Here is a 25915-nt window from a genome sequence, read left to right on the forward strand (position 1 = left end):
GCGACTTCGGGGGCGGCGGGGACTTCGGCGGAGGGTTCTAGGCCCTGTCGTCGGACTCCAGTCCGATGACAGGGCCCAGGGCCGACCGGGCTCCCCGGGACTGGGCGCTCAGCCTTCGGGGAGCCCGGCTCGTGAGGTCGGCGGGGGTTACTCCGCCGGTTCCACCCCGGCCCGCAGCAGGCCGTAGGTGTACGCGTCCTCCAGGGCCGCCCAGGACGCGGCGATCACGTTGTCGGCGACGCCCACCGTGGACCACTCCCCCGTGCCGTCGGACGTGGAGATGAGCACCCGGGTCGTGGAGTTCGTGCCGTGCTTGCCCTCGAGGATGCGGACCTTGTAGTCGACGAGCTCGAGCTTGGCGAGCTGCGGGTAGATCTTCTCCAGGGCGACCCGGAGGGCGCGGTCGAGGGCGTTCACCGGGCCGTTGCCCTCCGCGGTGGCGACGATGCGCTCGCTCTTGGCCCACAGCTTGACCGTGGCCTCGTTGGCGTGGCTGCCGTCGGGGCGGTCCTCGACGATGGCGCGCCAGGACTCCGTGCGGAAGTAACGCAGGGGCTTGCCCGCCACCTCCTCGCGGAGCAGGAGTTCGAACGAGGCGTCCGCGGCCTCGTACGTGTAGCCGGCCAGCTCGCGCTCCTTGACCCGCTCCACGACCCGGCCGACCAGCTCGCGGTCGCCGCCCAGGTCGATGCCGAGTTCCTTGCCCTTGAGCTCGATGGAGGCGCGTCCGGCCATGTCGGAGACCAGCATGCGCATGGTGTTGCCGACCAGTTCGGGGTCGATGTGCTGGTACAGGTCGGGGTCGACCTTGATGGCGGAGGCGTGCAGTCCGGCCTTGTGCGCGAAGGCCGAGACGCCCACGTACGGCTGGTGCGTGGAGGGCGTGAGGTTCACGACCTCGGCGATGGCGTGCGAGATCCGCGTCATCTCGCGCAGCCTGCCCTCGGGGAGGACCTTCTTGCCGTACTTCAGCTCCAATGCCGCGACGACCGGGAAGAGGTTGGAGTTGCCGACGCGCTCGCCGTAGCCGTTGGCCGTGCACTGTACGTGGGTCGCGCCCGCGTCCACCGCGGCCAGCGTGTTCGCCACCGCGCAGCCCGTGTCGTCCTGGGCGTGGATGCCGAGGCGGGCACCGGTGTCGGCGAGGACGGTGGCGACGACGGCCTGCACCTGGGCGGGGAGCATGCCGCCGTTGGTGTCGCACAGGACGACGACGTCGGCGCCGGCCTCCGAGGCCGTACGGACGACCTCCTTCGCGTACTCGGGGTTCGCGCGGTAGCCGTCGAAGAAGTGCTCGCAGTCGACGAAGACCCTGCGGCCCTGGGAGCGGAGGTGGGAGACGGTGTCCCGCACCATCTCCAGGTTCTCCTCCAGCGTGGTGCGCAGGGCCAGTTCCACATGCCGGTCGTGGGCCTTGGCAACCAGGGTGATGACGGGGGCGCCGGAGGCGAGCAGCGCCTTGACCTGCGGGTCCTCGCTCGCCTTGCCGCCCGCGCGGCGGGTCGCGCCGAAGGCGACCAACTGCGCGTGACGGAAGTCGATCTCCTGCTGGGCACGGGCGAAGAACTCGGTGTCGCGCGGGTTGGCGCCGGGCCAGCCACCCTCGATGAAGCCCACGCCGAAGTCGTCCAGGTGCCGCGCGATGGCCAGCTTGTCCGCGACGGTGAGGTTGATTCCCTCCCGCTGCGCGCCGTCGCGCAGGGTGGTGTCGAAGACGTGGAAGGAATCGTCGAGCTCGCTGGTTTTGGTCATCGCTTTCGGCTCCTGTACTGGATCTCGGTCTACCGGAATGACCGGTTCCGCCATCCCCCAAGGATCCCTCGCGCTCCCCTCCCGGCTGGTGGTGGGCCAGGAAAACGAAAAACCTCTCGCGGGTGCGAGAGGTCTGCGCGCGGGTCGAGGACGACGGTGTCCGCCCGTACGTTGTCGTACGTGGCGGTCACTGCGGACCGGCGCGCCTGCTGCCAATAATCATGGCGAACGAGAGCACGGGGGCATTCTGGCACAACCCGCCCCCGTGCTCACCGTCCGTCTCAGGATGCGAGCACTGCGCTGATCAGCGCAGGTGGCGTACGAACACGTCGGTGCCGTCGTTGGTGTCGCCGGCCGGGATCAGCTCCGGATCGCTGGACCGGAACACGATGCGGCGGGCGCCGTCGGCGATACCGCCCGGGAGGACGTCGGCCGTGGCCGTGCCGCCGGTGCTGTCGGGGGTGACCAGGGTGGTGGTGCCCTTCTTCATGTCCCGCACGTAGACGGGCCACTCCGTGCCGTACCGGCTGCCGGGCTCCTCCACCTCCGACCTGAACGTGACGTACCGGCCGTCGGCACTCACCGCGGGGTTGCGGGTGTGGGCGGCGCGGGGTCCGCCGTGGGCGGCGTGGAGGCGCTGGTTGACGCCGGTGGCGACGTCGTGCACGAACACGTTCCAGCTGCCGTCGTTGTCGTCGGGGATCAGATGGGTGTCCCGGGACTCGAAGACGACCGTCCGTCCGTCGCCGCTGAGGGACGGCTCCAGCGACTCCCGCTCCGTCTTCGAGCCGTCGTAGGAGCGGTCGATCTGGGTGCGGGTGGCCGTGGCGCGGTCGTACAGCCAGATGTCGCCCCAGTCGTCGCCGCGCGGGCCGTTGCGGTAGTTGTACTGGTAGACGACGCGGCTCCCGTCGTCGCTGACCGTCGGCTGGTAGGCATTCCGGGGCTCCCAGGTCGGCCGGGGGTGGCTGATCCGCTCGGTGGTGCCCGTCACCCGGTCGTGCAGGAAGACCACGTTGCCCTCGTCGATCTCCTGGAGGGTGAAGACCGCGTAGCGGCCGTTCGGTGTCGCCGAGACCTCACGCGGCTGCCCGGTGAATCCCTCGGGGACCTGGATGCCGAACGCCGTGTTCCGGCCCGTGCGCAGGTCACGCAGCCACACGTCGTCGGCCGAGACGAAGACGAGGCGGCGCCCGTCGTCGCTGATCGACACCACGTCCCCGCTGACCGACACTCCCTCCCCGTATCCGGCCCAGCGGGTCTTTCCGGTGCGCAGGTCGCGCACGAACATGCCGCCGTTCGAGGTGCCGGGCAGCAGGTCCGTGGCCTCGGAGGTGAAGGCGAGGTAGCGGCCGTTGCGGCTGATCACGGCCGGACCCGACGGATGGTCACCTGCCTTGCCCTCGGGCGTGACGCTGACGGGCTCGGTGTGCGCGGCCCTGGGTGCGGCGCTCGCCGCGGGCCCGGTCAGCGCCGCCGTGGCGGCGACCGCGACGACGGCGGCCGTCAGGGCGGCGCGGTGCTTGGTCCGGTGCATGGTTGTTCCCCCGTGGTTTCTCGTTGCCATTGCGGTCCGGGTCGTGGTGGCCCGGTTCATTGCGGTCCTGGTCGTTGCGGTCCGCATCACTGCAATGTCCGCTGGAACACGTCCGACACCCCGTTGGTGTCCCCCTCCACCGGATCGAGTGACGCCGAGTCGAACGCGACGACCTTGCCTTCTCCCACTTGTCCTCTCCCCCGGCCCCGCGCCGAGGGCTCACCGGGATACAAGTGCACCGCTCGACCCGGGTCAATGCGCTCGTTTACGTACAACCCGGACGGCTGATCAGGTGTCCGCGAACCACGGCGGCCGTACGACGGCACGCGGGTACACGTCAGGGCCGCCGCGGACCTGGAGTCCGGGGCGGCCCTGAAGGTCACCGGTGGGGATCAGCCGTCACGCCGGGGTCAGCCGAGCCCGTGCATCCAGCCGTGGGCGTCCTCCGCCCTGCCGCACTGGATGTCGAGCAGCGCCTCGCGGAGCCTGAGGGTGACCTCGCCGGGCTCCCCGCCCGTCTGCTGCCACTCGACACCCGTGCGCTTGACCGTGCCGACGGGGGTGATGACCGCGGCGGTACCGCAGGCGAAGACCTCCGTCAGCGTGCCGTTCTCGGCGTCGCGCTGCCACTGGTCGATGGAGACACGGCCCTCCTCGGCGGTGTAGCCGAGGTCGCGGGCGACGGTGAGGAGCGAGTCGCGGGTGACGCCCTCCAGGATCGAGCCCGTCAGCGAGGGCGTGATGATCCGGTCCCCGTACACGAAGTACAGGTTCATGCCGCCGAGTTCCTCGATCCACTGGTGCTCGACCGCGTCGAGGTAGCAGACCTGGTCGCAGCCCTTCTCGGCGGCCTCGGCCTGGGCGAGCAGGGAGGCCGCGTAGTTGCCGCCCGTCTTGGCGTCGCCCATGCCGCCGGGGACGGCGCGGACGCGGTCCTCGGAGAGCCAGATGGAGACCGGCTTGACGCCGCCCGGGAAGTACACGCCCGCCGGGGAGGCGATCACGAGGAAGAGGTACTCGTTGGCAGGCCTCACGCCCAGGCCGACCTCGGTGGCGATCATGAACGGGCGCAGGTACAGGGACTCCTCGCCGCCGTACGCGGGCACCCATGCCTCGTCCTGCCGGACCAGGACGTCGCAGGCCTCGATGAACGTCTCGACCGGCAGCTCGGGCATGCCGAGACGGTGGGCGGAGCGCTGGAAGCGCCGGGCGTTCATCTCGGGGCGGAAGGTGGCGACGGAGCCGTCGGGCTGACGGTAGACCTTGAGTCCCTCGAAGATCTCCTGGGCGTAGTGCAGGGTCATGTTCGCGGGGTCGAGGGAAAGCGGGCCGTACGGCACGAGCTGGCCGTCGTGCCAACCGCGACCCTCGGTCCACTTGATCGTCACCATGTGGTCGGTGAAGTGGCGGCCGAACCCGGGGTTGGCCAGAATCGCCTCGCGCTCGGTGTCGGAGAGCGGATTGGCCGAGGGCTTGAGTTCGATCGTGGGCGTCGTCATGAGTCGTTGTCCTTCACCGGTTGTTGTGACGGGCGCGCATCGGTACGGCTCTGGAGGACCAGTGCTAGGACGTCCGAGCATTCCCCCGCTGGGCAGCTCCGCGTTCGATTATCGCAAGCGGTTGGCCAGGGAAGGAATGGAGTGAATGCGGCCCTTGGGATGGCCCAGGGGATTGATGGTGACACCCGGCGAGGGCACGGAAAAGCCGCCGGGTGCATGGGGTGCGACCCGGCGGCTTACTCAGAGGGTGAGTGGCCCGACAGGTCAGCCGGTTACTCGTACGGCGAGCGCCTCGCCGATCTCGTCGGTGGAGCGGGCGGGCTTGCCCACGCGCTCGGCGAGGTCGGCGGAGACGGCGTCCTCGATACGGGCGCCCTCGGCCTCGTAGCCGAGGTGACGCAGCAGGAGCGCGACGGACAGGACGGTGGCCGACGGGTCGGCCTTGCCCTGGCCCGCGATGTCCGGCGCCGAGCCGTGGACGGGCTCGAACATGGACGGGAACTCGCCGCTCGGGTTGATGTTGCCGGAGGCGGCCACGCCGATGCCGCCGGAGACGGCCGCGGCGAGGTCGGTGACGATGTCACCGAAGAGGTTGTCGGTGACGATCACGTCAAAGCGCTCGGGCTGCGTGACGAGGTAGATCGTCGCCGCGTCGACGTGCATGTACTCGGTGGTGACCTCGGGGTACTCCTCGGCCACCCGGTTGAAGACATCGGTCCACAGGTGACCGGCGAACGTCAGCACGTTGTTCTTGTGGATCAGCGCCAGCTTCTTGCGCGGGCGGGCCTGCGCACGGGCGAAGGCGTCCCGGACCACGCGCTCGACACCGAAGGCCGTGTTGACGGAGACCTCGGTGGCGACCTCGTGCGGGGTGCCCTTACGGATGGTGCCGCCGTTGCCGGTGTACGGGCCCTCGGTGCCCTCGCGGACCACGACGAAGTCGATCTCGGGCTGGCCGGCGAGCGGGGTGGCGACGCCGGGGAGCAGCTTGCTCGGCCGCAGGTTGACGTGGTGATCGAAGGCGAAGCGGAGCTTGAGCAGGAAGCCGCGCTCCAGGACACCGGACGGCACCGACGGGTCGCCGATCGCGCCGAGCAGGATGGCGTCGTGCTGCTTGAGGGCGTCGAGGTCGGCGTCGGTGAGGGTCTCACCGGTGGCGTGGTAACGCCTGGCGCCGAAGTCGTACTCCTTGGTCTCCAGCTTCACATCCTGCGGGAGGACGGCGGAGAGGACCTTGAGTCCCTGGGCCACGACTTCCTGGCCGATGCCGTCACCGGGGATCACTGCGAGATCGATGCTGCGAGACATGACGGCACCGTACTCCTTGTCCCATGGGATGACACGGGCTGTCCGCGATATGGACCTCATCGTGTCACCGTTACGCCATTCCGTTGACTGGTGTTCACCCCTGCGTTTGCCCTGAGTTGGGTGTTGCTGGGAAGTTCTCGACCATGGAGACACCGGACTTCGGCATTCCAGAACGGCTCGCGCGCCATATGAGCATGGCGGAACAGCACGAGTACCTCCGCACGAAACTGTCCCGGCGGCGGACGTTGGTGACCGCGAGCGCACTGGCCGGCGGGCTGCTGACCGGCTGCTCGGGATCGCGGACACCGACGGCGGACCGCTCGTCCGCGACCGCGACGGAGCGGGTGCACGGTTCCGTCGTCGCCCCCTTCGGCCGCCATCTCTCCTTCGGCGCCGACCCGAAGACGCAGATGCGGATCTCCTGGCAGGTGCCGTTCGCGGTCAGGAAGCCGTTCATCCGTGTGGGCTCCCGGCCCGACGACCTGAGCCGGAAGATCGAGGCCGAGGTCCGCGATCTGGTCACCCCGGAGCTGGGGGGACGCCCGCGGTACGAGCAGTACTACGTGCACGCGGCCCTGGACGGCCTGCAGCCCGGCACGACGTACTACTACGGCGTCGGCCACGACGGCTTCGACCCGGCTTCGCCGCGCCACCGGTCGACCATCGCCTCGTTCCGTACGGCGCCCGCGAGCCCGGAGAGGTTCGTCTTCACCGCCTTCGGCGACCAGGGCGTCAGCAAGGAGGCGATCGAGAACGACAAGGTGCTGCTGCGTCAGGACCCGGCGTTCCACCTGCACGCGGGCGACATCTGCTACGCGAACAACACCGGCCATGGCGAGAAGTCGGACCTGTTCAACCCATCGACCTGGGACGCGTTCCTCAAGCAGACCGAGCCGGTGGCGAAGTCGGTGCCGTGGTTGGTGACGACCGGCAACCACGACATGGAGGCCTGGTACTCGCCGGACGGGTACGGCGGGCAACTGGCCCGCTTCTCACTACCCGAAAGCGGATTCGACCCGCGGAAGGCGCCGGGCGTGTACGCGTTCACGTACGGCAACGTCGGCGTGGTGGCCCTGGACGCGAACGACGTCTCGTACGAGATTCCCGCCAACTTCGGCTACACGGACGGCGAGCAGACGGCATGGCTGAGCCGGACGCTGAAGGAGTTGCGGGCGGAGGACTCGGTCGACTTCATCGTCGTCTTCTTCCACCACTGCATGTACTCGACGTCGAAGCACGCGTCCGACGGCGGGCTGCGCGCCGACTGGCTACCGCTGTTCGTTGATCACCAGGTGGACCTGGTGATCAACGGCCACAACCATGCGTACGAGCGGACGGACGCCATCAAGAACGGCGAGGTCGGCAAGCCCCTACCGATCGGTGCGTCGACGAATCCGGAACGGGACGGGATCGTGTACGTCACCGCGGGCGGCGGCGGCAAGACCCTCTACGGCTTCGACCCGGACGTCAAGGACAGCTACGAGGGGCACATCAGGGGACGCGAGTCCATCGAGTCCTTCGTCTGGACCAGGTCGCGTCAGCGGAAGGACGAGACCGTGGAGTGGTCGCGCGTGCGCTACACCGGGTACTCGTTCCTCTCGGTGGAGGCGGAGCCCGGCAAGGGCACCGGGCCCGCCCGGCTCAAGGTGTCGGCGCTCACCCACAAGGGCGAGCGCATCGATCATTTCGAGGTGCGGCGCGGCAAGTGAGTCGGGACCCACGGCCGCGCCGCACCTCGTGCGGGCGCGGCTCCCGGCTGGGGTGTGGTGGTGACTGGTGTGCGGTGGCGCTCGGCATCAGTGTCCGGTCGCTCCGCCGTTGTCCCTGCGGTCGAGGGCGCGCTGGAGCGCGGCGGCGGCGTTCTTGCGGTCGGACTCGCTCGTACGGGTGTGGCGGCGGACTCGGCGGCGGGCGGTCGTCTCGGCCATGCGGAATCGACTCCTTCGAGGTCATCCGGGAGTGCGGAAAGAGGGGTTACGAGACAGTCGCCGGATGGGGCGGGGAGCGGTGCCGCAGGGATTGCCTGCCTTCGGGCTCCGGCTCACGACCGCCATTCGCTGGGTCGAGCGAGACGTTCGGCTTCTACAAAAGTAAGCGACGAGGGGTCGCTTGTCTCCACAAATACTTGGCCTTCCTACTATCTGAGACAGTGCAGTGGATCACATCGTGCAGTTCTCCGCAGTTATCCGATGTATATAGCTGCACGACTCCTTGACAGCCCCATTTACCGCCTCCACTCTCACAGTCATCGGATGACTGCGACAGGGAGAGCCGCATGCCCGCCATACCGGCCCTGTTAAGGCCGCGCACCATCGTGTTGACGCTCTGTTCCGCGCTCCTCGCCACCGCGGTGGCGATGCCCCCCGCCCACGCCGACCCCACGGCACAGGCACAGTCCTGGGAGGTGGCGGGGCCGCCCGGCTCCCCCACCGCCGTCGTGGCGCTCGACCCGGCCGACGGCCGGCCCACGCTCGCCGTCAGACGCGGCGACCGTACGGTTCTCGAACCCTCGCCGGTCGGCCTGGTCACCGAGCGGGCCGACTTCTCCAAGGAGCTGACCTTCACCGGCCGCACCGACCGTACGGTGGCCGGGAGTTACACCAGCACGTCGGGCAAGTCGGAGCGGCGCGTCGTCCGCATGACCGAGTCCCGCTTCCGGTTCCGTACGGCGGACGGCGCCCGCGTCGACCTGGTGACCCGGGTGGCCCGGGACGGCGTCGCCTACCGCTACGTACTCCCCCGCGACGAGGGCGACGTCCTGCGCGAGGCCTCCGCGTTCACCCTGCCCACGGGCACGGACGCGGTCATCGGCGGGTACCGCGCCGACAACGAGCTGCTCTTCTCCCGGTACGCGTCCGCGACGGAGCCGGCGACGGGCCGCTACATGATGCAGGCCCTCTTCAACACCCCCGGCGGCCCGGCACTGATCGCCGAGTCGGACGTCGACGGCAGCTACGCGGGTGCCCAGTTGACGCACGAGGCGGGCTCCTCGACGTACAAGGTGGCACTCTGGAACGACGAACCGGTCCAGGTGTCCGACGGCGCCGGGCTCACCACACCCTGGCGGGCGGTCATCACCGGCGACCTGGCGACCGTCACCGAGTCCACCTTCGTCGACGACCTGGCCCCGCCCTCCCGCGTCCGCGACACCTCCTGGATCAAGCCCGGTCCGGCCCTGTGGACCTGGCTCGCGGGCGGCAGGGAGGCCGGGCAGAGCCTCGAAGCCCAGAAGAAGTACGTCGACTACGCGGCCGAGCGCGGCTGGCCGTACGAGGTCGTGGACGCGGGCTGGTACTACAAGCCCGGCGAGTGGAACGTCATCGACCCCGACTGGCAGACGAACAACTGGATGCCGGAGCTGGTGCGGTACGCGGCGAAGAAGGGCGTCAAGATCCAGGTCTGGCTCCACTACACCCTGCTCACGGACCCCGTCGAGCGCGAGAAGTGGCTGTCCACGCTGGAGCGCTGGGGCGTGACGGGCGTCAAGATCGACTTCATGGACTCGGAGTCCCAGGAGCGCATGCGCTGGTACGACGACGCCCTGGAGGCCACCGCCCGCCACCGTCTGATGGTCAACTTCCACGGCTCGACCATCCCGAAGGGCATGCAGCGCACCTGGCCGCACGTGATGACCATGGAGGGCATCGGCGGCGAGGAGAAGCGCACCAACACCGCCGAGCACCTCGCGGCCCTGCCCTTCACCCGCAACGTCATCGGCTCGATGGACTTCACCCCGGGCGCCTTCCACCGCCCCTACCGGCCCAACGTGGCCTCCGACGCGGGTGAGCTGGGCCTGACGGTCCTGTACGAGTCCGGCATCCAGAACCTCGCCGGGACGCCCGAGTCGTACGACGCCCGCCCCGAGGCCCGCCGCTACCTGGAGCAGCTGCCCGCGCGCTGGGAACGCACTCGGCTGCTGACCGGGGACCCCGGGCGCTCCGCGGTCCTCGCCCGGCAGGCGCCCGACGGCCGGTGGTTCATCGGCGGAACGTTCGCGGGCGCGGCACAGACCGTGGACGTACCGCTGCGGCTGGGTGCGGGCCGCTGGCTGGTGGAGACGGTCACGGACGGCCCGTCGGGGCTCGTCCGCACGCCGCACGTGGTCCGGGGCGGCGACACCCTCGCCGTACCGGTGGTCGCGGACGGCGGCTTCGCGGCGCAGGCGTGCCGCTGGTGGCAGGGCCGGACCACCTGCGACAGCTGATCCGGGGGGCGGTCGCGGCGGGGCTCAGAGCACCGTCGCGACCGCCTCGCGGAAGCCTTGCGGGTCCTCGGCCCAGGGGAGGTGGCCCGCGTCCGGCAGGATGACCCGCCGCGCCCGGGGCAGGGCCCGCTCCAGCGAGTCGACGGCCGAGCGCGGCCGGATGTCCCGCTCACCGTCGACAATGAGCACGGGCAGGTCGAGGGCCTGGCAGGCGGTGTACAGCTCGGGAGTGCCCCAGGTCCGCTTCCGCTCGGCGTTGAGGGCCTTGTTGCACTCGGCGTTGACGCCGAACCACGGGTCGGCCATGCGCTCGGCGAGTTCCGGAGCCCGCTCGCGGTCCTCGAACTCGGCTGTCCACTGGAGCACCGCGCGCTGCCGTTCCTCCTCGGCGGTGCGCTGCGGACGGTCCGTCAACTCAAGCCAGCGGGCGAACCGTTCGGGTTGTTCGCCGAGCCGGGCGAGGAGGTTCTCCTCGTAGGCGCCGTGCCAGTCGGCATCCGGCCCGATGCCCGTTCCGGCCACGTACACCAGCGCACTCACCCGCTCCGGATGGGCGAGCGCGTAGCTGAGCGCCAGTTGCGCGCCCCAGGAGTGGCCGAGCAGTGCCGTCCGCTCCAGTCCGAAGTGCGCGCGCACGGCGTCCAGATCCGCCACGAACCGCTCGCTCGTCCACGGTCCGGCGCACCGCTCGGACCGTCCGCAGCCGCGCTGGTCCCAGCGGACCACCGTGGCCAGGCCGCCGAGCAGCCCGGCCACGTCCTCGAACATGTCCCACAGTCCGGGGCCGCCGTGGCACAGCACCAGGGGTGTGCCACGGCCCGAACGGCTCGCCCACAGCCGTACTCCGTCGTCGGCGGTCACCGTCCGCGTCGTCCCGCTCTCCGTCCAGGTCATGGTGGAGAGTCTGCCGGGATGTCAGCCCATGTGCGGGTAGGTGTAGTCGGTCGGCGGAACCAGCGTTTCCTTGATGGCGCGGGTGAGCGTCCAGCGCATCAGGTTCTGCGGGGCGCCCGCCTTGTCGTTGGTGCCCGAGGCGCGGCCGCCGCCGAAGGGCTGCTGGCCGACGACGGCACCCGTCGACTTGTCGTTGATGTAGAAGTTGCCGGCCGCGTAGCGGAGCTTCTCGGCGGTGTACGCGGCGGCCGCGCGGTCGCCCGCGATGACCGAGCCGGTGAGGGCGTAGTCGGCCACCGACTCCATCTGGGTCAGCATCTCCTCGTACCGGTCGTCCTCGTAGACGTGCACGGCGAGGAACGGACCGAAGTACTCGGTGGTGAAGACCTCGTTCTCCGGGTCACCGCACTCGACGACGGTCGGGCGGACGAAGTAGCCCACCGAGTCGTCGTACGAGCCGCCCGCGACGACCGTGCAGGCCGGGTCCGTCTTCGCGCGGTCGATCGCGGCCTTGTTCTTGGCGAAGGCACGCTCGTCGATGACGGCGCCGATGAAGTGGGACAGGTCGGTGACGTCGCCCATGGTGAGGCCGTCGACCTCGGCGGCGAACTCCTCCTTGAAGCCGGAGTTCCAGATCGACGCCGGGATGTACGCCCGGGAGGTCGCGCTGCACTTCTGGCCCTGGTACTCGAAGGCGCCCCGGGTCAGGGCGGTCTTCAGCACCGCGCGGTCGGCGCTCGGGTGGGCGACCAGGAAGTCCTTGCCGCCGGTCTCACCGACGATGCGCGGGTAGGAGCGGTACTTCTCGATGTTGCTGCCGACGGTCTTCCACAGGTACTGGAAGGTCTTCGTCGAGCCGGTGAAGTGGATGCCCGCGAGGTCGCGGTGTTCCAGGGCGACCTCGGAGACCTCGATGCCGTCGCCGGTGACGAGGTTGATGACGCCCTTGGGCAGACCGGCCTCCTCCAGAAGCTGCATGAGCAGCACGGCGGCGTGGGTCTGGGTCGGCGACGGCTTCCACACGACCACGTTGCCCATCAGGGCGGGCGCGGTGGGCAGGTTGCCGGCGATCGCGCTGAAGTTGAAGGGGGTGATCGCGTAGACGAAGCCCTCCAGCGGGCGGTGGTCGAGACGGTTCCAGACGCCCGGGGAGTTGGCGACCGGCTGCTCGGCGAGCAGGTCGCGGGCGTACTTCACGTTGAAGCGCCAGAAGTCGACCAGCTCGCAGGGGCAGTCGATCTCGGCCTGCTGGGCGGTCTTCGACTGGCCGAGCATGGTGGAGGCGGCCAGCGTCTCGCGCCACGGTCCGGACAGCAGTTCGGCGGCGCGCAGGATGATCGCGGCACGGTCGTCGAAGGACATGGCGCGCCAGGCGGGCGCGGCGGCGAGGGCCGCGTCGATCGCGTCCCGCGCGTCCTGCCGGGTCGCGTTCCGGTAGCTGCCGAGTACGGCCTTGTGGTTGTGCGGCTGGACGACGTCGAAGCGCTCGCCGCCGCCGAGCCGCTTCTCGCCGCCGATGGTGCAGGGCAGGTCGACGGGGTTCTCGGACAGCTCCTTGAGCCTGGCCTCCAGCCGGGCTCGCTCGGGCGAGCCGGGGGCGTAGCCGTGCACCGGCTCGTTGACGGGGGTGGGGACCTGGGTCACAGCATCCATGAGCTACCTCTTCCGGGTGAATCCCTGACTTCGGCTGGAGGGAGCCAAAGTCGTCTGCGTATCTTGGGCGGCGGTCAGGGCTTGACCGTCACGAACCCGCTGCGGCGAGCGAGTGAGAAGTCCCCACAGGGGCGGAGTCACAAGTTCCGTACTCCTTGTGGTGCGGAACCGGGTCGGCTCAGCCGGCCGGTGGGCGGTAGCTGTCGGTACCCAGGATGCACCCGGGTGCCGACAGCTGCCGCTCACCCTTTGCTGACCATCGAGCGCAGGAAAAACCGCAGATTCGCCGGCTTCTCCGCGAGCCGCCGCATGAAGTACCCGTACCAGTCGGTGCCGTACGCGGTGTACACACGCATGCGGTGGCCGTCGGCGGCGAGCCGGAGGTGCTCCTCGCTCCTGATCCCGTACAGCATCTGGAACTCGTACTCGTCCGGCTTGCGCGCGGCGCGGTGGGCCAGCTCCTGTGCGATGGAGATGAGGCGCGGGTCGTGGGACCCGATCATCGGGTACCCCGAGCCCTCCATCAGGACCTTCAGGACACGCACGTACGCCTTGTCGATCTCGTGCTTCCGCTGGTACGCGACCGCGGCGGGCTCCTTGTACGCGCCCTTCACGAGGCGTACGCGGCTGCCGCTCGCGGCGAGGCGGCGGGCGTCCTCCTCGGTGCGGTACAGGTACGCCTGGATCACGCACCCGGTCTGCGGGAAGTCCTTCCTCAGCTCGTCGTGGATCGCGAACATCGAGTCGAGGGTGGTGTGGTCCTCCGCGTCCAGCGTGACCGTGGTCCCGATGGCGGCGGCGGCCTCGACGACGGGGCGGACGTTGGCGAGGGCCAGCTCGTGGCCGTGGGGCAGTGCCTGGCCGAACATCGAGAGCTTGACCGACATCTCGGCCCGCGTCCCGAGCCCGAGGTCTCCCAGCCTCTCGACCAGCTCCAGGTACGCGTCGCGGGCGGCCTCGGCCTGCTCGGCGGTGGTGATGTCCTCACCGACCACGTCCATGGTCACGTCCAGGCCCTTGCCGGTGAGGTCCTCGATGACGGGCACGACCTCGTCCACCGTCTCACCGGGGATGAAACGGTCGACCACCGACTTCGTCACCGGAGCCGCCGAGACCATCCGGCGCATCCGGTCGCTGCGCGACGCGGCGAGAATCACGGGACCCAGCACGGGGCACCTCCACAAAGGACCAGCGGAAGGCCGTGACCCGACCAGCCGGGTACGGCACGGAGAACCACCGTGAAACCTAAGGATCCCTCCGATCCTCGGCCATCGACAGCTGTCACGCATCCGTGCCCTGGATCTCAGACAGATGTATGAAGGGCTCGCGGAATGCGGGAGAATGCCCGGGTGACGGACGTTTTCAGGACCGGAAGGGCGGGCGGCCGGGGCGACTATCAGGAGCTGGTGGACGAGATCTCCGGCCTGCTGGGCCTGCCCGCGACGCTGGAGAACCGCGACTTCGAGCTGATCGCCTTCGGGGCGTACGACAGCGAGGGCGACCTGGACGAGTCGGCGCTGGACCCCGTGCGTACCCGCTCGATCCTCACGCGCCGCTCGACGCCGGCCGTACGGGAGTGGTTCGAGGGCTTCGGCATCACCCGGGCGACAGGTCCGGTACGGATCCCGCCCACTCCGGAGGCGGGGGTGTACCGGGGGCGCATCTGCCTTCCCGTCCGGCACCGGGGTGTGGTCCTCGGGTACGTCTGGCTGCTGGAGGGCGAGCCGGGGCCCACCGACGCCCAGCTCTCCGCCGCCATGGAGGTGACCTCCCGGATCGGCGCCCTGCTGGCGGACGAGGCCCAGGCGGGCGCGGACCTGACGCGTGAGCTGCGCGCGGCCCTCACGGCGGAGCCCGGCTGGCAGCAGGACATGGCGGTGGGAGAGCTCCGCACGGCGCTTGGCCCGCGCGCGGTCGGCCTGCACACCGTCGTTTGCGTGGCGCCCTGGCCGTCCGCCGACCCGTCCGACGCGCCGTCCGTTCGAGCGGTGCCGGGGGCGACCGCCCTGTGCACGGTGCCGTGGGGCGCCGCCGCGCAGAGCCTGGCGCTGCTGGTGCGGCTGCGCTCGGCGGACCTGCCGCAGCCGGCGCGGACCGCGGCGGCCCGGCTGCTGGAGCGAGCCGGGGCGAACGCGGCGGCCGGCGTCGCGGGTGCCCGCTCCGGGCTGGCCGAGCTGGGCACCGCGTGGCAGGAGGCGTCGGGGGCGGCCCGTGCCGCACTGGCGGAGCCCCGGCTGGGACCGGTCGCCGAATGGAGCGCGATCGGCCCGTACCGACTGCTCACCACGCTGCCACCCGAGGCGGTCCAGGACCCTTCCGTACGCGGACTGTTGACCGACACCCACCAGGAACTCGTCCGCACGGCAGAGGTGTTCCTGGACTGCGCGGGCCAAGCGGGCCGCACGGCAGCCGAGTTGGGCATCCACCGGCAGACGCTGTACTACCGGCTCTCCCGCGTGGAACAGCTCACGGGCCTGGACCTGGACGACGGCGAGGACCGCCTGCTGCTCCACATGACCCTCAAGGCGCATCGCCTCTGAGGCGCACCGCCGCGGAGCTCCGTACGACACGACCCACATTATTGAAAACGATTATCATCATGCTACGGTCGGCGCACTCACTCCCTACCACCCCTTTGCCCGGAGGGTCCCGTGCGCCTGCCCGCCCGTCTGCTTCCCGTCGCGGCTCTCTCCGCGGCCTCCGCCCTGCTCACCGGATGCTTCGCCGACGCGGATCCGTCCGCCGGGCCGTCGGCGAAGGGCGACGGCAAGCGCATACGGCTCGCCATGATGCAGCCCCCGCGTTCGGGCCTGTCCCCGCTCTCCGACGACGCGTTCAAGCTGTCGCGCTGGTCGACGGCCGAGACGCTGGTGAAGCTGGACGCCCAGGGCGACGCCGAGCCCGCGCTGGCCACCGGATGGCGGCAGAGCGGGCGGACCTGGACGTTCGAGATACGTGACGGGGTGACGTTCCACGACGGCACCGAACTCACCCCCGAGGCCGTCGTCCGCTCCCTGACCAGGGCGGCCGGCGCCTCCCCCAAGCCCCGCATCCTCGACGGTGTCGAGCTCACCGCGAAGGCCGAGGACGGCCACGTCACCGTCACCACAGCCGCCGAGGACCCGCTCGTCCCGCAGCGCCTCAGCTCGCCGCAGCTGGCGGTCCTGGCGGCGAGGGCGTACGCGGGGAAGACGGTGAACCCGGTCGGCGCGGGCACCGGCCCCTTCGAGCTGACCAAGGTGAACGGCACGTCCTCGGCCACCCTCGACCGCTACGACGACTACTGGGGCGGCAGGGCCAAGTCCCCGGGAATCGATGTGAAGTTCGTGCCCGACGGCACCGCGCGTGCCGCCGCCCTGCGCAGCGGCGAGGCCGACATCGTCGAGGCCGTCCCCGTCTCCCAGGCCGCGGTGCTCGACCAGGACCTGATCACCGAGGTTCCGATGCCCCGCACCAACACCCTGTATCTGAACACCGTGAAGGGCGTCTTCAAGGACGCCGGTCTCCGGGCGGCGGCCCGTGAGGCCGTCGACGCGACGTCGATCGTCGAGGGCGTGTACGAGGGACGGGCGGATGTCGCCGAGGGGCTGCTCGGACCGGCGCTCCCGTGGGCCGCCGACCTGCGGTCGCCGGTGCGGCGGGCCGAGGCCGGTGACCCGTCCGGCAGGTCCGTCACCATCGGCACGTTCACGGACCGGGCCGAGCTGCCCGAGGTCGCGGCCGCGCTGCAACAGCAGCTCCAGAAGGCCGGGTTCAGGGTGAAGCTGGAGATCCGCGAGTACGCCAACATCGAGTCCGACGCGCTGGCGGGCGAGTTCGACGCGTTCGTCCTCTCCCGGGCGACCGTCCTCGACTCCGGCGACCCGGCCGCGTACCTCTACAGCGACTTCGGCTCCGACGGTTCGTTCAACATCTCCCAGCTCGCCGAGAAGTCGGTCGACGCCGCCCTGGACAAGGCCTCGAAGTCCAAGGCCGGCGAGGCGCGCCGGAAGGCGGTCATCGAGGCCGAGGCCGCCGTGCTCGCCACCGACGCGGCGGTGCCGATGCTGCACGAACGCGTGATCCAGGGGGACGCCGCCGGGGTCACGGGCGCGGCCCACGACCCGCGCGAGCGCGAGCTGGTCACGGCCGGCACCTACGTCAAGTGAGGCTCACCGTAAGCGCCGTAAGGAGATGGACCGGCCCGGCCGGGGTGACCCGTCTCGTCTGCCTCGCCGCCGTCGTGACGGCCGTCGGCCTGCTGCCATGGCTCTCCGGCAGGGATCCCGCGCTGACCGTGCTGCGGGCGCGGTCGGCCGAGCAGGAGGCCACCCCGGAGGCCCTGGCCGCGGTCCGCGCCGACCTCGGCCTGGACGCGGGCCCCCTGTCCCTGCTGGGGAGCTGGACGCTGGGACTGCCGCGCGGCGACCTCGGCACATCATGGGTGTCGGGCACGGACGTGCTCCCCTCCGTGGTGTCCGGCCTCCAGGTGTCGCTCGGCCTCATGGCCGCCGCCTTCGGGATCGCGGTGCTGCTGGCGTGCGCGCTCGTGGCGCCCGTCCTCGGACGAGGACGGGGGTCGGCCGGGGCGTTCGCCGCGATGCTCGCCGCCGTGCCCGAGTTCCTGCTGGCCACCGTGGCGCTGCTGGTGTGCGGGGTGTGGCTGGGCCTGCTGCCGACGTCCGGCTGGCAGGGCCCGCAGTACATGGTGCTTCCCGCCATCGCGCTCGGCGTGCCGGCGGGCGGTCTGCTCGGCCGCCTGGTCGCGGACGCGCTGCCCGCCGTGCTGGAGGAGCGCTGGGTGGAGCTGTGGCGGGGTGCCGGGGTGAGCGGCGTGCGCGTCGCGGCGGCGGCCCTGCGGCGCGTACTGCCGCCCCTGCTCCCGCAGTTCGGAATGGCGGCCGTCGGGCTGACGGGGGGCGCGGTCGCCGTGGAGACAGTGTTCGCGGTGCCCGGCATCGGGCGTACGGCACTGGGCGCGGCCAAGTCGCAGGACCTGCCGCTGCTCCAGGGGTCGGTCCTGGCGCTGCTCGCGCTCGGGCTGGTCACGGGTGCGCTCGTGGCACTCGTACGGCGCCGGCTGCTCGGCCCGGCGCTGCGGGACGCGGGACTGACCCTGCCCACGGCCCGCCCGGTCCGCTCCCACCCGGCCGTTCCGGTGGCGCTCGCGGCGGTGCTGCTGACGGCGGTCGGCTGGGGGCTGCTGCGCGACCCGTACGCCGTGGACACGACGGCCAGGCTCCGGGCGCCGTCCTGGGCGTACCCCCTCGGTACGGACGGGCTCGGGCGGGACGTGCTGGCCCGGCTGGGGCACGGCGCGGCCTCCACGATCGGCACGGCGGCCGCGGTCTGCCTGGCGGGTCTGGTGCTCTCCCTCGCCCTCGGCTTCCTGCCGTCCGTGGCGTCCGGCGCCTCGGACATCGCCAACGCGCTGCCACCGGTGATCGCGGGCATCCTGGTCGCGGCGGTCGTCGGCCCCGGCACGGGCGGCGCGGCCCTCGCGGTGGCCCTCCTCTCCTGGCCCGCGCTGGCGGCGCACGCGGCGGCCCTGGTCCAGGAGGTCCGCGCATCGACGTTCCTGACCGCCCAACGGGCCATCGGGGCAAGCCCTGTGTGGATCCTGACCCGGCACGTCCTGCCCTCCGTGGCCGGTCCCGTCACCCGCCACGCACTCCTCCGTCTCCCCGGCATCGCCCTCGCCCTCGCCTCCCTGGGCTTCCTGGGCCTGGGCGCCCAACCGCCCACCCCCGAGTGGGGGTTGCTGCTCGACGAGTCGCGCGCCTATGTGGAACGCGCCCCGTGGGCGGCCCTGGCCCCGGCGGTCGCCCTCGCCCTGCTGGCGGGGCTCGCGGTGTCGACGGCGGCATACGCGGAGCAGGGCGCGAGGAGTCGTTCGGGACGGAACGCACGGAAAGCACGGAACGCGCGTAAAGCCGCCGGGGCCCGCGCCCGGACCCGGGCCCGGGCCCGTAAGGAGGAGACCCCCATTGGAGTCTGAGGTGTTGCTGTCGGTGCGTGGGCTGCGCATCGCCTTCGCGGGGGTGGAGGCCGTGCGCGGTCTGTCCTTCGACGTCCGGCCGCGCGAAGTGCTCGCCCTGGTCGGCGAGTCGGGCGCGGGCAAGTCCCTCACGGCACGCGCACTGCTCGGGATGCTGCCACGGGGCGCGACGGCGAGCGGTTCGGTGCGCCTGCGCGGGGACACGCGAGGCGGCGCCCAGCGCGGGAGCCGTATCGCGCTCGTCCCCCAGGACGCCCTCTCCGCACTCTCCCCCGTGCATCCCGTGGGCGACCAACTCGCCGCCGCCGTACGGTCGGTGGCCCGCGTCTCCCGTAAGGAGGCCCGCGCCCGCGCGGTCGCCGCACTCGACCGTGTGGGCATCCCCGACGCCGTACGCAAGGCGCGCGCGTACCCGCACGAGTACTCCGGCGGCATGCGCCAGCGCGCCGTCATCGCCATGGCGACCGTCAACGAACCGGACGTGGTGGTCGCCGACGAGCCGACGACCGCGCTGGACGCGGAGCTCCAGGAGCAGGTGCTGCGGGTCCTCGGCGAGCAGCGCGAGGCCGTCGGCGCCGCACTCGTGCTGATCACGCACGATCTTGCGGTGGTCCGGGAGCACGCCGACCGTGTGCTCGTCATGTACGCGGGCCGCCAGGTCGAACAGGGCCCGGCGGCGCGGGTACTGGACCGCCCCAGGGCGCCGTACACGGCGGGACTGCTGGCGTCGCTGCCCTCCGGTGAACCGGGCGCACCAGGCGAACCGGCCCGCGCGGGTGTCCGCCGGCGCCTCCCCACCATCCCCGGCGTCCCGCCCGTCCCCGACGCCCTTCCGCCCGGCTGCGCCTTCGCACCGCGCTGCCCTCTCGCGGAGGACCGCTGCCGTCGTGAGGAGCCGCAGCCGTGGCAGGTGGACGACGGCCACGAGGTCTCCTGTCATCGCTGGGACGACGTCCCGTACCCGGCGGCCGAGTTGTTCCAGGAGCAGCGAGCATGAGCCCGAACCAGCCCCTCCTCGACGTTCGTGACCTGGTGGTCCGCTACGGCACGGTCACCGCCGTGGACCGCGTCTCCTTCACCCTGGACGCGGGCGAGACGCTCGCGCTGAACGGCCCGTCCGGCTGCGGCAAGTCGTCCACGGTCACGGCGGTCCTGCAGCTACGCCGCCCGGATGCGGGTGAAGTACGCTTCGAGGGCCGGGAGTTGACGCGCCTGACCGAACGCGAACTGCGTCCTGTCCGCCCCCGGATGCAGCCGGTCTTCCAGGACCCGTACGGCTCCCTCAGCCCCCGCCACCGCATCCGCGACGCGGTGGCGGAACCCCTGCGCGTCCAGGGCCGCTGGGACGCGGCGGGCCCGGCCCGGGTCGCCGAACTCCTCGACCGGGTAGGCCTGGACCCGGCGTACGGCGACCGCTTCCCGTACGAACTCTCCGGCGGCCAGTGCCAACGCGCCGGAATCGCCCGCGCGCTGGCGTCCGAGCCCCGCCTCCTCGTCCTCGACGAACCGGTCTCGGCGCTCGACCCGTCCGTCCGCGCCGGAGTCCTCAACCTGCTCGCGGACCTCCAGGACGAGCTGGGGCTCGCGTACCTGTTCATCTGTCACGACCGGTCCGTCGTACGGCACTTCGCGGACCGGGCGATCGAGTTGCGGGACGGGCGCGTCGCCGAGGTCACGCCTGCTTGGCGGCCTCCATCACCTGGAGCAGGCCCTCGGTGAGCGCGTCGGCGTCGGGCGCGCTCTCGGGGTCGAAGGTCCACTGTGCGACGAGGCCCATCAGCAGGGTCGTGTAGAAGCTGCCGAGGGTGTCCGTGGTCCTGTCCGTGACATCCTCCTCATGCCCGCCCATGAAGAGCGTGACAATGCCGCGCGCCCCCTCCCGCTGGGCCCGCGCCAGATGCTCGCGCACCTCGGGCAGTTGGTCCCCCATGGCCAGGATCTCCATACTGAGGCGCCACTGCGAGCCGGGCTCCCGCATGGTGTCGACGATGTTCGACCACACCTCCCGGAACCGCTCGACCGAGCCGGGCGCGGAACTGCTCTCGATCGCCCCACCGCCCTCGAAGGCGTCCGAGACCTCCTCGACCATGGCCACGTACGCCTGCGCCAGCAGCGCGTCCTTCGAGCCGTAGTGGTAGCCGATCGACGCCAGGTTCGTCCCCGACGCCTTGACGATGTCGCGCGCGGTCGTGCGCAGGAAGCCCTTCTCCAGCAGGCAGCGCTTGGCGCCTTCGAGCAGATCCTCACGGTGTCCCATACCGGCCAGCCTACCGCCGAATACAGACAACCGTCTTAGACGCCTGGCTTAAACGAGCGTACTGGACACATGCACTACACGAACGTCTCATACGCTCGTTCTAGACAAGCGTTTAACACGCTTGTACATTCCTCGGCATGACTACGAACCCGACAAGCGCGGGCCCGGAGCACCCCACCCGTGCCGGCCGCCGCGAGTGGACCGCGCTCGCCGTGCTGATGCTTCCGCTGCTACTGGTCTCGATGGACGTCTCGGTTCTCTACTTCACGATCCCCGCGATCAGCGCGGACCTGGAGCCGAGCGGCACCCAGCTGTTGTGGATCTTCGACATCTACGCTTTCGTGCTGGCCGGTCTGCTGATGACGATGGGCTCGCTCGGTGACCGCATCGGCCGCCGTCGGCTGCTGCTGATCGGCGCGGTCGCGTTCGGCGCCGCCTCCCTGGTGGCCGCGTACGCGCACAGCGCCGAGACCCTGATCGCGGCCCGCGCGGTTCTCGGCATCGGCGGGGCGACCCTGATGCCGTCGACGATGGCGCTGGTGCGCACGATGTTCACCGACCCGGGCCAGCGGACGAAGGCGATCGGACTCTGGTCCGGTGTGATGACGGCGGGCGTCGCCCTGGGGTCGGTGATGAGCGGTGTGCTGGTCGAGTTCTTCTGGTGGGGCTCGGTCTTCCTGGTCAACCTGCCCGCGATGGCGTTGCTGCTGGCCCTCGGCCCGATTCTGCTCCCCGAGTCGAAGAACCCGGACCCCGGCCGCTTCGACCTGCTGAGCGTGCCGCTGTCGATGGTGGCGGTCCTGCCGGTGATCTACGGCCTGAAGGAGCTGGCCGCCGAGGGCTGGAACGTGCGGTATGTGGTGTCGGTGACGGTGGGCCTGCTCTTCGCGGCGCTGTTCGTCCACCGCCAGCGCACCGCGGCCGCTCCGATGATCCCGCCGCGGCTGTTCCACGGCCGGGGCTTCACCCCGGCCGTGGCCCTGAACCTGGTCGCGATCTTCGGGATGATGGGCTCGGCGTACTTCACCACCCAGTACGTCCAGTCGGTCCTCGGCAAGGAGGCGCTGGAGGCCGCGCTGTGGGCGCTGCTGCCCTCGGTGTTCATCGGTTTCGCGGGGCCGGTCTCGGCCCATCTGGTGCAGCGGGGCATGGCTCGCGCCTACGTCGTGGCCGGCGGCTTCGCGACCGCTGCGTGCGGTTACGGTCTGCTGGCCCTCGCCGGCACGGACTCGCTGTGGCTGGTGCTCGTCGCGTCCGGTGTCCTGGCCTCCGGGGTCATCGCCACCACCGCCCAGCTGGCCGACCTGGCCATCAGCGCGGCGCCCGTCGAGAACGCGGGCAGCGCCTCGTCCCTCGTGGAGACCTCCGCCGAGTTCGGCGGCGCCCTGAGCATGGCGACGCTCGGCTCCATCGGTACCGCGATCTACCACCACGAGATGCCCGCGTCGGCGGCCGAACCCGCCCGCGAAACCCTCGGCGGCGCCCTCGCCGTGGCCGAGCAGCTGCCGGGGCGCGCAGGGGACGCCCTGGCAGCCGCCGCCCGGGAGGCGTTCACCAGCGGGATGCACGGCGCGGCGATCGCGGGGGCGGTGGTCCTGCTCGGCGCGGCGGTCGCGGGCGCGGTGGTGCTGCGCGGAGTGCGGGTGCCCGCGGCGGAGGCGGCTGAGCGCGAGAAGGCAGCCGAGACAGCAGCCGTCTGACCAACCGCCGGGGGTACGCGTTCGGGGCCCGTCACCAGCAGGTGACGGGCCCCGAACGTCGTCCAGGAACGAACCTCAGACCAGGTTCACCGACCGCGCCGACGTCGCGCCGATCTCCTCGGCCACCTCCGTGAGCACCGGCTGAGGCACCGTGTCGTCCACCGTCAGGACCGCGAGGGCCTCGCCGCCGGCGATGGCGCGGGCGACCTGCATACCCGCGATGTTGATGCCGGCCTCACCGAAGACGCGCCCGACGGTACCGACGACACCGGGACGGTCCGCGTACTTGAGGACGACCATGTGGTCGGCGAGGGCGAGGTCCACGTCGTACTCGCCCACCGCGACGATCTTCTGGTGGTGCTTCGGGCCCGCGAGCGTGCCGGAGACCGAGACCTCCTCGCCGCTGCCCAGGGTGCCGCGCACGGTGACCACATTGCGGTGGTCCGGCGACTCCGAGCTCGTCGTCAGCCGCACCTCCACGCCCCGCTCCTGCGCGAACAGCGGAGCGTTGACGTACGAGACCGTCTCGTCGACCACATCCTCGAAGACACCCTTGAGCGCCGACAGCTCCAGCACCTTCACATCGTGCTGCGTGATCTCGCCGTACACCTCTACGTCGAGGCGGACCGCCACCTCGCCGGCGAGCGCGGTGAAGATACGGCCCAGACGCTCGGCCAGCGGCAGACCCGGCTTGACGTCCTCGGCGATGACACCGCCCTGGACGTTCACGGCGTCCGGCACCAGCTCACCCGCGAGGGCGAGCCGGACGGACCGCGCCACCGCGATACCCGCCTTCTCCTGGGCCTCGTCCGTGGACGCACCGAGGTGCGGCGTGCAGACGACCTCGTCGAGCTCGAAGAGCGGGGAGTCCGTGCACGGCTCCTTCGCGTACACGTCGAGGCCCGCGCCCGCGACCCGGCCCTCCTTGAGCGCCGAGTACAGCGCCTCCTCGTCGACGATCCCACCGCGCGCGGCGTTGACGATCCGCACCGACGGCTTGACCTTGTGCAGCGCCTCGTCACCGATGAGACCGACGGTCTCGGGGGTCTTCGGCAGGTGGACGGTGATGAAGTCGGAGACTTCCAGCAGCTCGTCCAGCGACACCACCTTCACGCCCATCTGCGCCGCCCGGGCAGGCTGGACGTACGGGTCGTACGCGACGACCTTCATGCCGAACGCGGACATGCGCTGGGCCACGAGCGCACCGATGCGGCCGAGACCCACGACACCGAGGGTCTTCTCCGCCAGTTCGACACCCGTGTACTTGCTGCGCTTCCACTCACCGTTCTTCAGCGCCGTGTTGGCCTGCGGGATGTGGCGGGCGCTGGCGAGGAGGAGACCGCAGGCGAGCTCGGCGGCGGTCACGATGTTCGAGGTGGGGGCGTTGACGACCATCACGCCGGCCTTGGTGGCGGTGGAGACGTCCACGTTGTCGAGGCCGACGCCGGCTCGTGCGACGACCTTCAGCTTCTTCGCGGCGGCGATGGCCTCGGCGTCCACCTTCGTCGCGGAACGGATCAGGATGGCGTCGACCTCGGCGATGGCCGGGAGCAGCTCGGAGCGGTCCGCTCCGTTGCAGTGCCGGATCTCGAAGTCCGGGCCGAGCGCGTCGACGGTGGCGGGCGACAGCTCTTCAGCGATGAGTACGACTGGTTTCGAGCTCACGTGAGTCCTCTACATGTCCAATGCGGACGGCCGTCCCGACGGCCGCTGGCGGTGGAGGGGTGTGGCACCGGAAGAGGGGCGGGTGCGTTCCCGCGCCCGCCGCGGTGGGGGTCCCCCCGCTCGAGCGGAGCCGAGAGTGGGGGATGCCTGTGCCGGGCGGTGTGGGGACGTGCCTGGACTTCTTCGGTGTCGCTTGGCCGCGTGGAAGACGCACGACGCTGTGGGCCTGACGCGTATGTAGTACGGCAGTGTAGTGGCGTGGCGGGCGCGTCTTGTGCTCCTCCGGAAGGATCACCCCCACGGGCCGACCCCGTCAACGGACTCCCAGGAGCGGGGTCCGGGGCGGGGCCCCGTGGCAGGACCGCGGCCGGCGGTCCGGCCGCGACACCGGGCGAGCCCGGGTCGCGGCCGGACCCGCGGACTGCTACGCGTCCTCGTCGTTCACCCAGCTCATCAGCTTGCGCAGCTCCTTGCCGGTGGTCTCCAGCAGGTGCTCCGAGTCCTGGGTCTTGTACTCGTTGTACTTCTTCAGACCGCCGTGGTACTCGTCCATCCAGGCCTGGGCGAACGTGCCGTCCTGGATCTCGGCGAGAACCTTCTTCATCTCGGCCTTGGTGGCGTCGGTGATGATGCGCGGGCCGGTGACGTAGTCGCCCCACTCGGCGGTCTCGGAGATCGACCAGCGCATCTTCTCCAGGCCGCCCTCGTACATGAGGTCGACGATCAGCTTCAGCTCGTGCAGGCACTCGAAGTACGCGATCTCCGGCTGGTAGCCGGCCTCGGTCAGCGTCTCGAAGCCCGCCTTCACCAGCGCGGCCGTACCACCACAGAGGACGGCCTGCTCGCCGAAGAGGTCGGTCTCGGTCTCCTCGGTGAAGGTCGTCTTGATGACGCCGGCGCGGGTGCCGCCGATGCCCTTGGCGTACGACAGGGCGAGCGCGAAGGCGTTGCCCGTGGCGTCCTGCTCGACGGCGGCGATGCAGGGAACGCCGCGGCCCTCCTCGTACTGACGGCGGACCAAGTGGCCCGGGCCCTTGGGGGCGACCATGCAGACGTCGACGCCGGCCGGGGGCTTGATGAAGCCGTAGCGGATGTTCAGGCCGTGGCCGAAGAACAGGGCGTCGCCGTCGTTCAGGTTCGGGGCGATGTGCTCCTCGTAGACCTGGGCCTGGATCGGGTCCGGGACGAGGATCATGATGACGTCGGCCTCGGCGGCGGCCTCGGACGGGCTCACCACGCGCAGGCCCTGCTCCTCGGCCTTCGCCTTGGACTTGGAGCCCTCGTGGAGACCGACGCGGACGTCGGCACCCGAGTCGCGCAGCGACAGGGCGTGGGCGTGGCCCTGGCTGCCGTAGCCGATGACCGCGACCTTGCGGCCCTGGATGATGGACAGGTCGGCGTCAGCGTCGTAGAACAGCTCGGCCACTTTGGGTTCTCTCCTTGGGAGTGCAGGTGTTGCGTCCCACCGT

At 70.9% G+C, this 25915-nt stretch carries 19 protein-coding genes; 8 read left to right on the forward strand and 11 right to left on the reverse strand.

Translation table 11 applies throughout. The features are described from left to right. Nucleotides 1-147: 147 nt before the first annotated feature. From cimA to FPZ41_RS12120, 4 genes are all read right to left on the reverse strand, one after another. Entirely contained in the window at nt 148-1752 is a 1605-nt protein-coding gene (gene cimA, locus FPZ41_RS12100; protein WP_152861918.1) for a citramalate synthase, read from the reverse strand. A 304-nt stretch (nt 1753-2056) separates the two neighbouring features. Continuing rightward, the gene (locus FPZ41_RS12110; RefSeq protein ID WP_152861920.1) at nt 2057-3289 is read right to left on the reverse strand and encodes a TolB-like translocation protein; all 1233 of its coding nucleotides are present in this window, start codon (nt 3287-3289) and stop codon (nt 2057-2059) included. A gap of 410 nt (nt 3290-3699) precedes the next feature. After that, nucleotides 3700-4788 carry a branched-chain amino acid aminotransferase gene (locus FPZ41_RS12115; protein WP_152861922.1) on the reverse strand — a complete coding sequence of 363 codons (1089 nt, stop codon included), beginning with the start codon at nt 4786-4788 and terminating at the stop codon, nt 3700-3702. A gap of 264 nt (nt 4789-5052) precedes the next feature. Next, complete coding sequence (locus tag FPZ41_RS12120; protein WP_152861924.1) at nt 5053-6096, reverse strand: 3-isopropylmalate dehydrogenase; 1044 nt, start codon at nt 6094-6096, stop codon at nt 5053-5055. A 143-nt stretch (nt 6097-6239) separates the two neighbouring features. On the opposite strand from FPZ41_RS12120, the gene FPZ41_RS12125 reads away from it, so the two are divergent. Continuing rightward, nucleotides 6240-7805 (forward strand): purple acid phosphatase family protein, encoded by a 1566-nt coding sequence (locus FPZ41_RS12125; protein ID WP_152861926.1) that lies wholly within the window; start codon nt 6240-6242, stop codon nt 7803-7805. Between the two features lie 87 nt (nt 7806-7892). On the opposite strand, the gene FPZ41_RS49455 is transcribed toward FPZ41_RS12125, so the two are convergent. Then, nucleotides 7893-8024 (reverse strand): hypothetical protein, encoded by a 132-nt coding sequence (locus tag FPZ41_RS49455; protein ID WP_131558315.1) that lies wholly within the window; start codon nt 8022-8024, stop codon nt 7893-7895. A gap of 347 nt (nt 8025-8371) precedes the next feature. Between FPZ41_RS49455 and FPZ41_RS12135 the strand changes: the two genes are divergently transcribed. Further along, nucleotides 8372-10300 (forward strand): glycoside hydrolase family 97 catalytic domain-containing protein, encoded by a 1929-nt coding sequence (locus FPZ41_RS12135; protein WP_152861928.1) that lies wholly within the window; start codon nt 8372-8374, stop codon nt 10298-10300. A gap of 24 nt (nt 10301-10324) precedes the next feature. On the opposite strand, the gene FPZ41_RS12140 is transcribed toward FPZ41_RS12135, so the two are convergent. The 3 genes from FPZ41_RS12140 to FPZ41_RS12150 all read right to left on the reverse strand — a co-directional run bounded on the left by FPZ41_RS12140 (nt 10325) and on the right by FPZ41_RS12150 (nt 14016). After that, nucleotides 10325-11194 (reverse strand): alpha/beta fold hydrolase, encoded by an 870-nt coding sequence (locus FPZ41_RS12140; protein WP_152861930.1) that lies wholly within the window; start codon nt 11192-11194, stop codon nt 10325-10327. 21 nt (nt 11195-11215) lie between these two features. Continuing rightward, nucleotides 11216-12847, reverse strand: coding sequence for an L-glutamate gamma-semialdehyde dehydrogenase (gene pruA, locus FPZ41_RS12145; RefSeq protein ID WP_152861932.1), 1632 nt, complete (start codon nt 12845-12847; stop codon nt 11216-11218). Nucleotides 12848-13089: 242 nt separating this feature from the next. Continuing rightward, on the reverse strand, nt 13090-14016 hold the full coding sequence (locus FPZ41_RS12150) for a proline dehydrogenase family protein (protein WP_322620130.1): 927 nt from the start codon (nt 14014-14016) through the stop codon (nt 13090-13092). A gap of 162 nt (nt 14017-14178) precedes the next feature. On the opposite strand from FPZ41_RS12150, the gene FPZ41_RS12155 reads away from it, so the two are divergent. From FPZ41_RS12155 to FPZ41_RS12175, 5 genes are all read left to right on the forward strand, one after another. Beyond that, nucleotides 14179-15387 (forward strand): PucR family transcriptional regulator, encoded by a 1209-nt coding sequence (locus FPZ41_RS12155; protein WP_152861936.1) that lies wholly within the window; start codon nt 14179-14181, stop codon nt 15385-15387. A gap of 111 nt (nt 15388-15498) precedes the next feature. Further along, a complete protein-coding gene (locus tag FPZ41_RS12160; protein ID WP_322620131.1) occupies nt 15499-16995 on the forward strand; it encodes an ABC transporter substrate-binding protein in 1497 nt (498 codons plus the stop codon). 44 nt (nt 16996-17039) lie between these two features. Next, nucleotides 17040-18824, forward strand: coding sequence for an ABC transporter permease subunit (locus FPZ41_RS12165; protein ID WP_322620132.1), 1785 nt, complete (start codon nt 17040-17042; stop codon nt 18822-18824). Then, on the forward strand, nt 18814-19821 hold the full coding sequence (locus tag FPZ41_RS12170) for an ABC transporter ATP-binding protein (RefSeq protein WP_152861938.1): 1008 nt from the start codon (nt 18814-18816) through the stop codon (nt 19819-19821). Before FPZ41_RS12165 ends, FPZ41_RS12170 begins: the two co-directional genes overlap by 11 nt. Next, the gene (locus tag FPZ41_RS12175) at nt 19818-20543 is read left to right on the forward strand and encodes an ATP-binding cassette domain-containing protein (RefSeq protein ID WP_152861940.1); all 726 of its coding nucleotides are present in this window, start codon (nt 19818-19820) and stop codon (nt 20541-20543) included. The genes FPZ41_RS12170 and FPZ41_RS12175 overlap by 4 nt, the downstream gene beginning before the upstream one ends. On the opposite strand, the gene FPZ41_RS12180 is transcribed toward FPZ41_RS12175, so the two are convergent. Continuing rightward, the gene (locus FPZ41_RS12180) at nt 20497-21081 is read right to left on the reverse strand and encodes a TetR/AcrR family transcriptional regulator (RefSeq protein WP_152861942.1); all 585 of its coding nucleotides are present in this window, start codon (nt 21079-21081) and stop codon (nt 20497-20499) included. The genes FPZ41_RS12175 and FPZ41_RS12180 overlap by 47 nt on opposite strands. Nucleotides 21082-21218: 137 nt before the next feature. Between FPZ41_RS12180 and FPZ41_RS12185 the strand changes: the two genes are divergently transcribed. Further along, nucleotides 21219-22781, forward strand: coding sequence for an MFS transporter (locus FPZ41_RS12185; RefSeq protein WP_152861944.1), 1563 nt, complete (start codon nt 21219-21221; stop codon nt 22779-22781). Between the two features lie 75 nt (nt 22782-22856). Here the strand turns inward: FPZ41_RS12185 and serA are convergent, their stop codons facing one another. Continuing rightward, a complete protein-coding gene (serA, locus tag FPZ41_RS12190) occupies nt 22857-24446 on the reverse strand; it encodes a phosphoglycerate dehydrogenase (protein WP_322620133.1) in 1590 nt (529 codons plus the stop codon). Nucleotides 24447-24870: 424 nt separating this feature from the next. Next, nucleotides 24871-25872 carry a ketol-acid reductoisomerase gene (gene ilvC / locus FPZ41_RS12195; protein WP_322620134.1) on the reverse strand — a complete coding sequence of 334 codons (1002 nt, stop codon included), beginning with the start codon at nt 25870-25872 and terminating at the stop codon, nt 24871-24873. Between the last annotated feature and the right edge of the window lie 43 nt (nt 25873-25915).

Origin of the sequence: Streptomyces acidicola (assembly GCF_009377235.1) — a bacterium.
Taxonomy (GTDB): domain Bacteria; phylum Actinomycetota; class Actinomycetes; order Streptomycetales; family Streptomycetaceae; genus Streptomyces; species Streptomyces acidicola.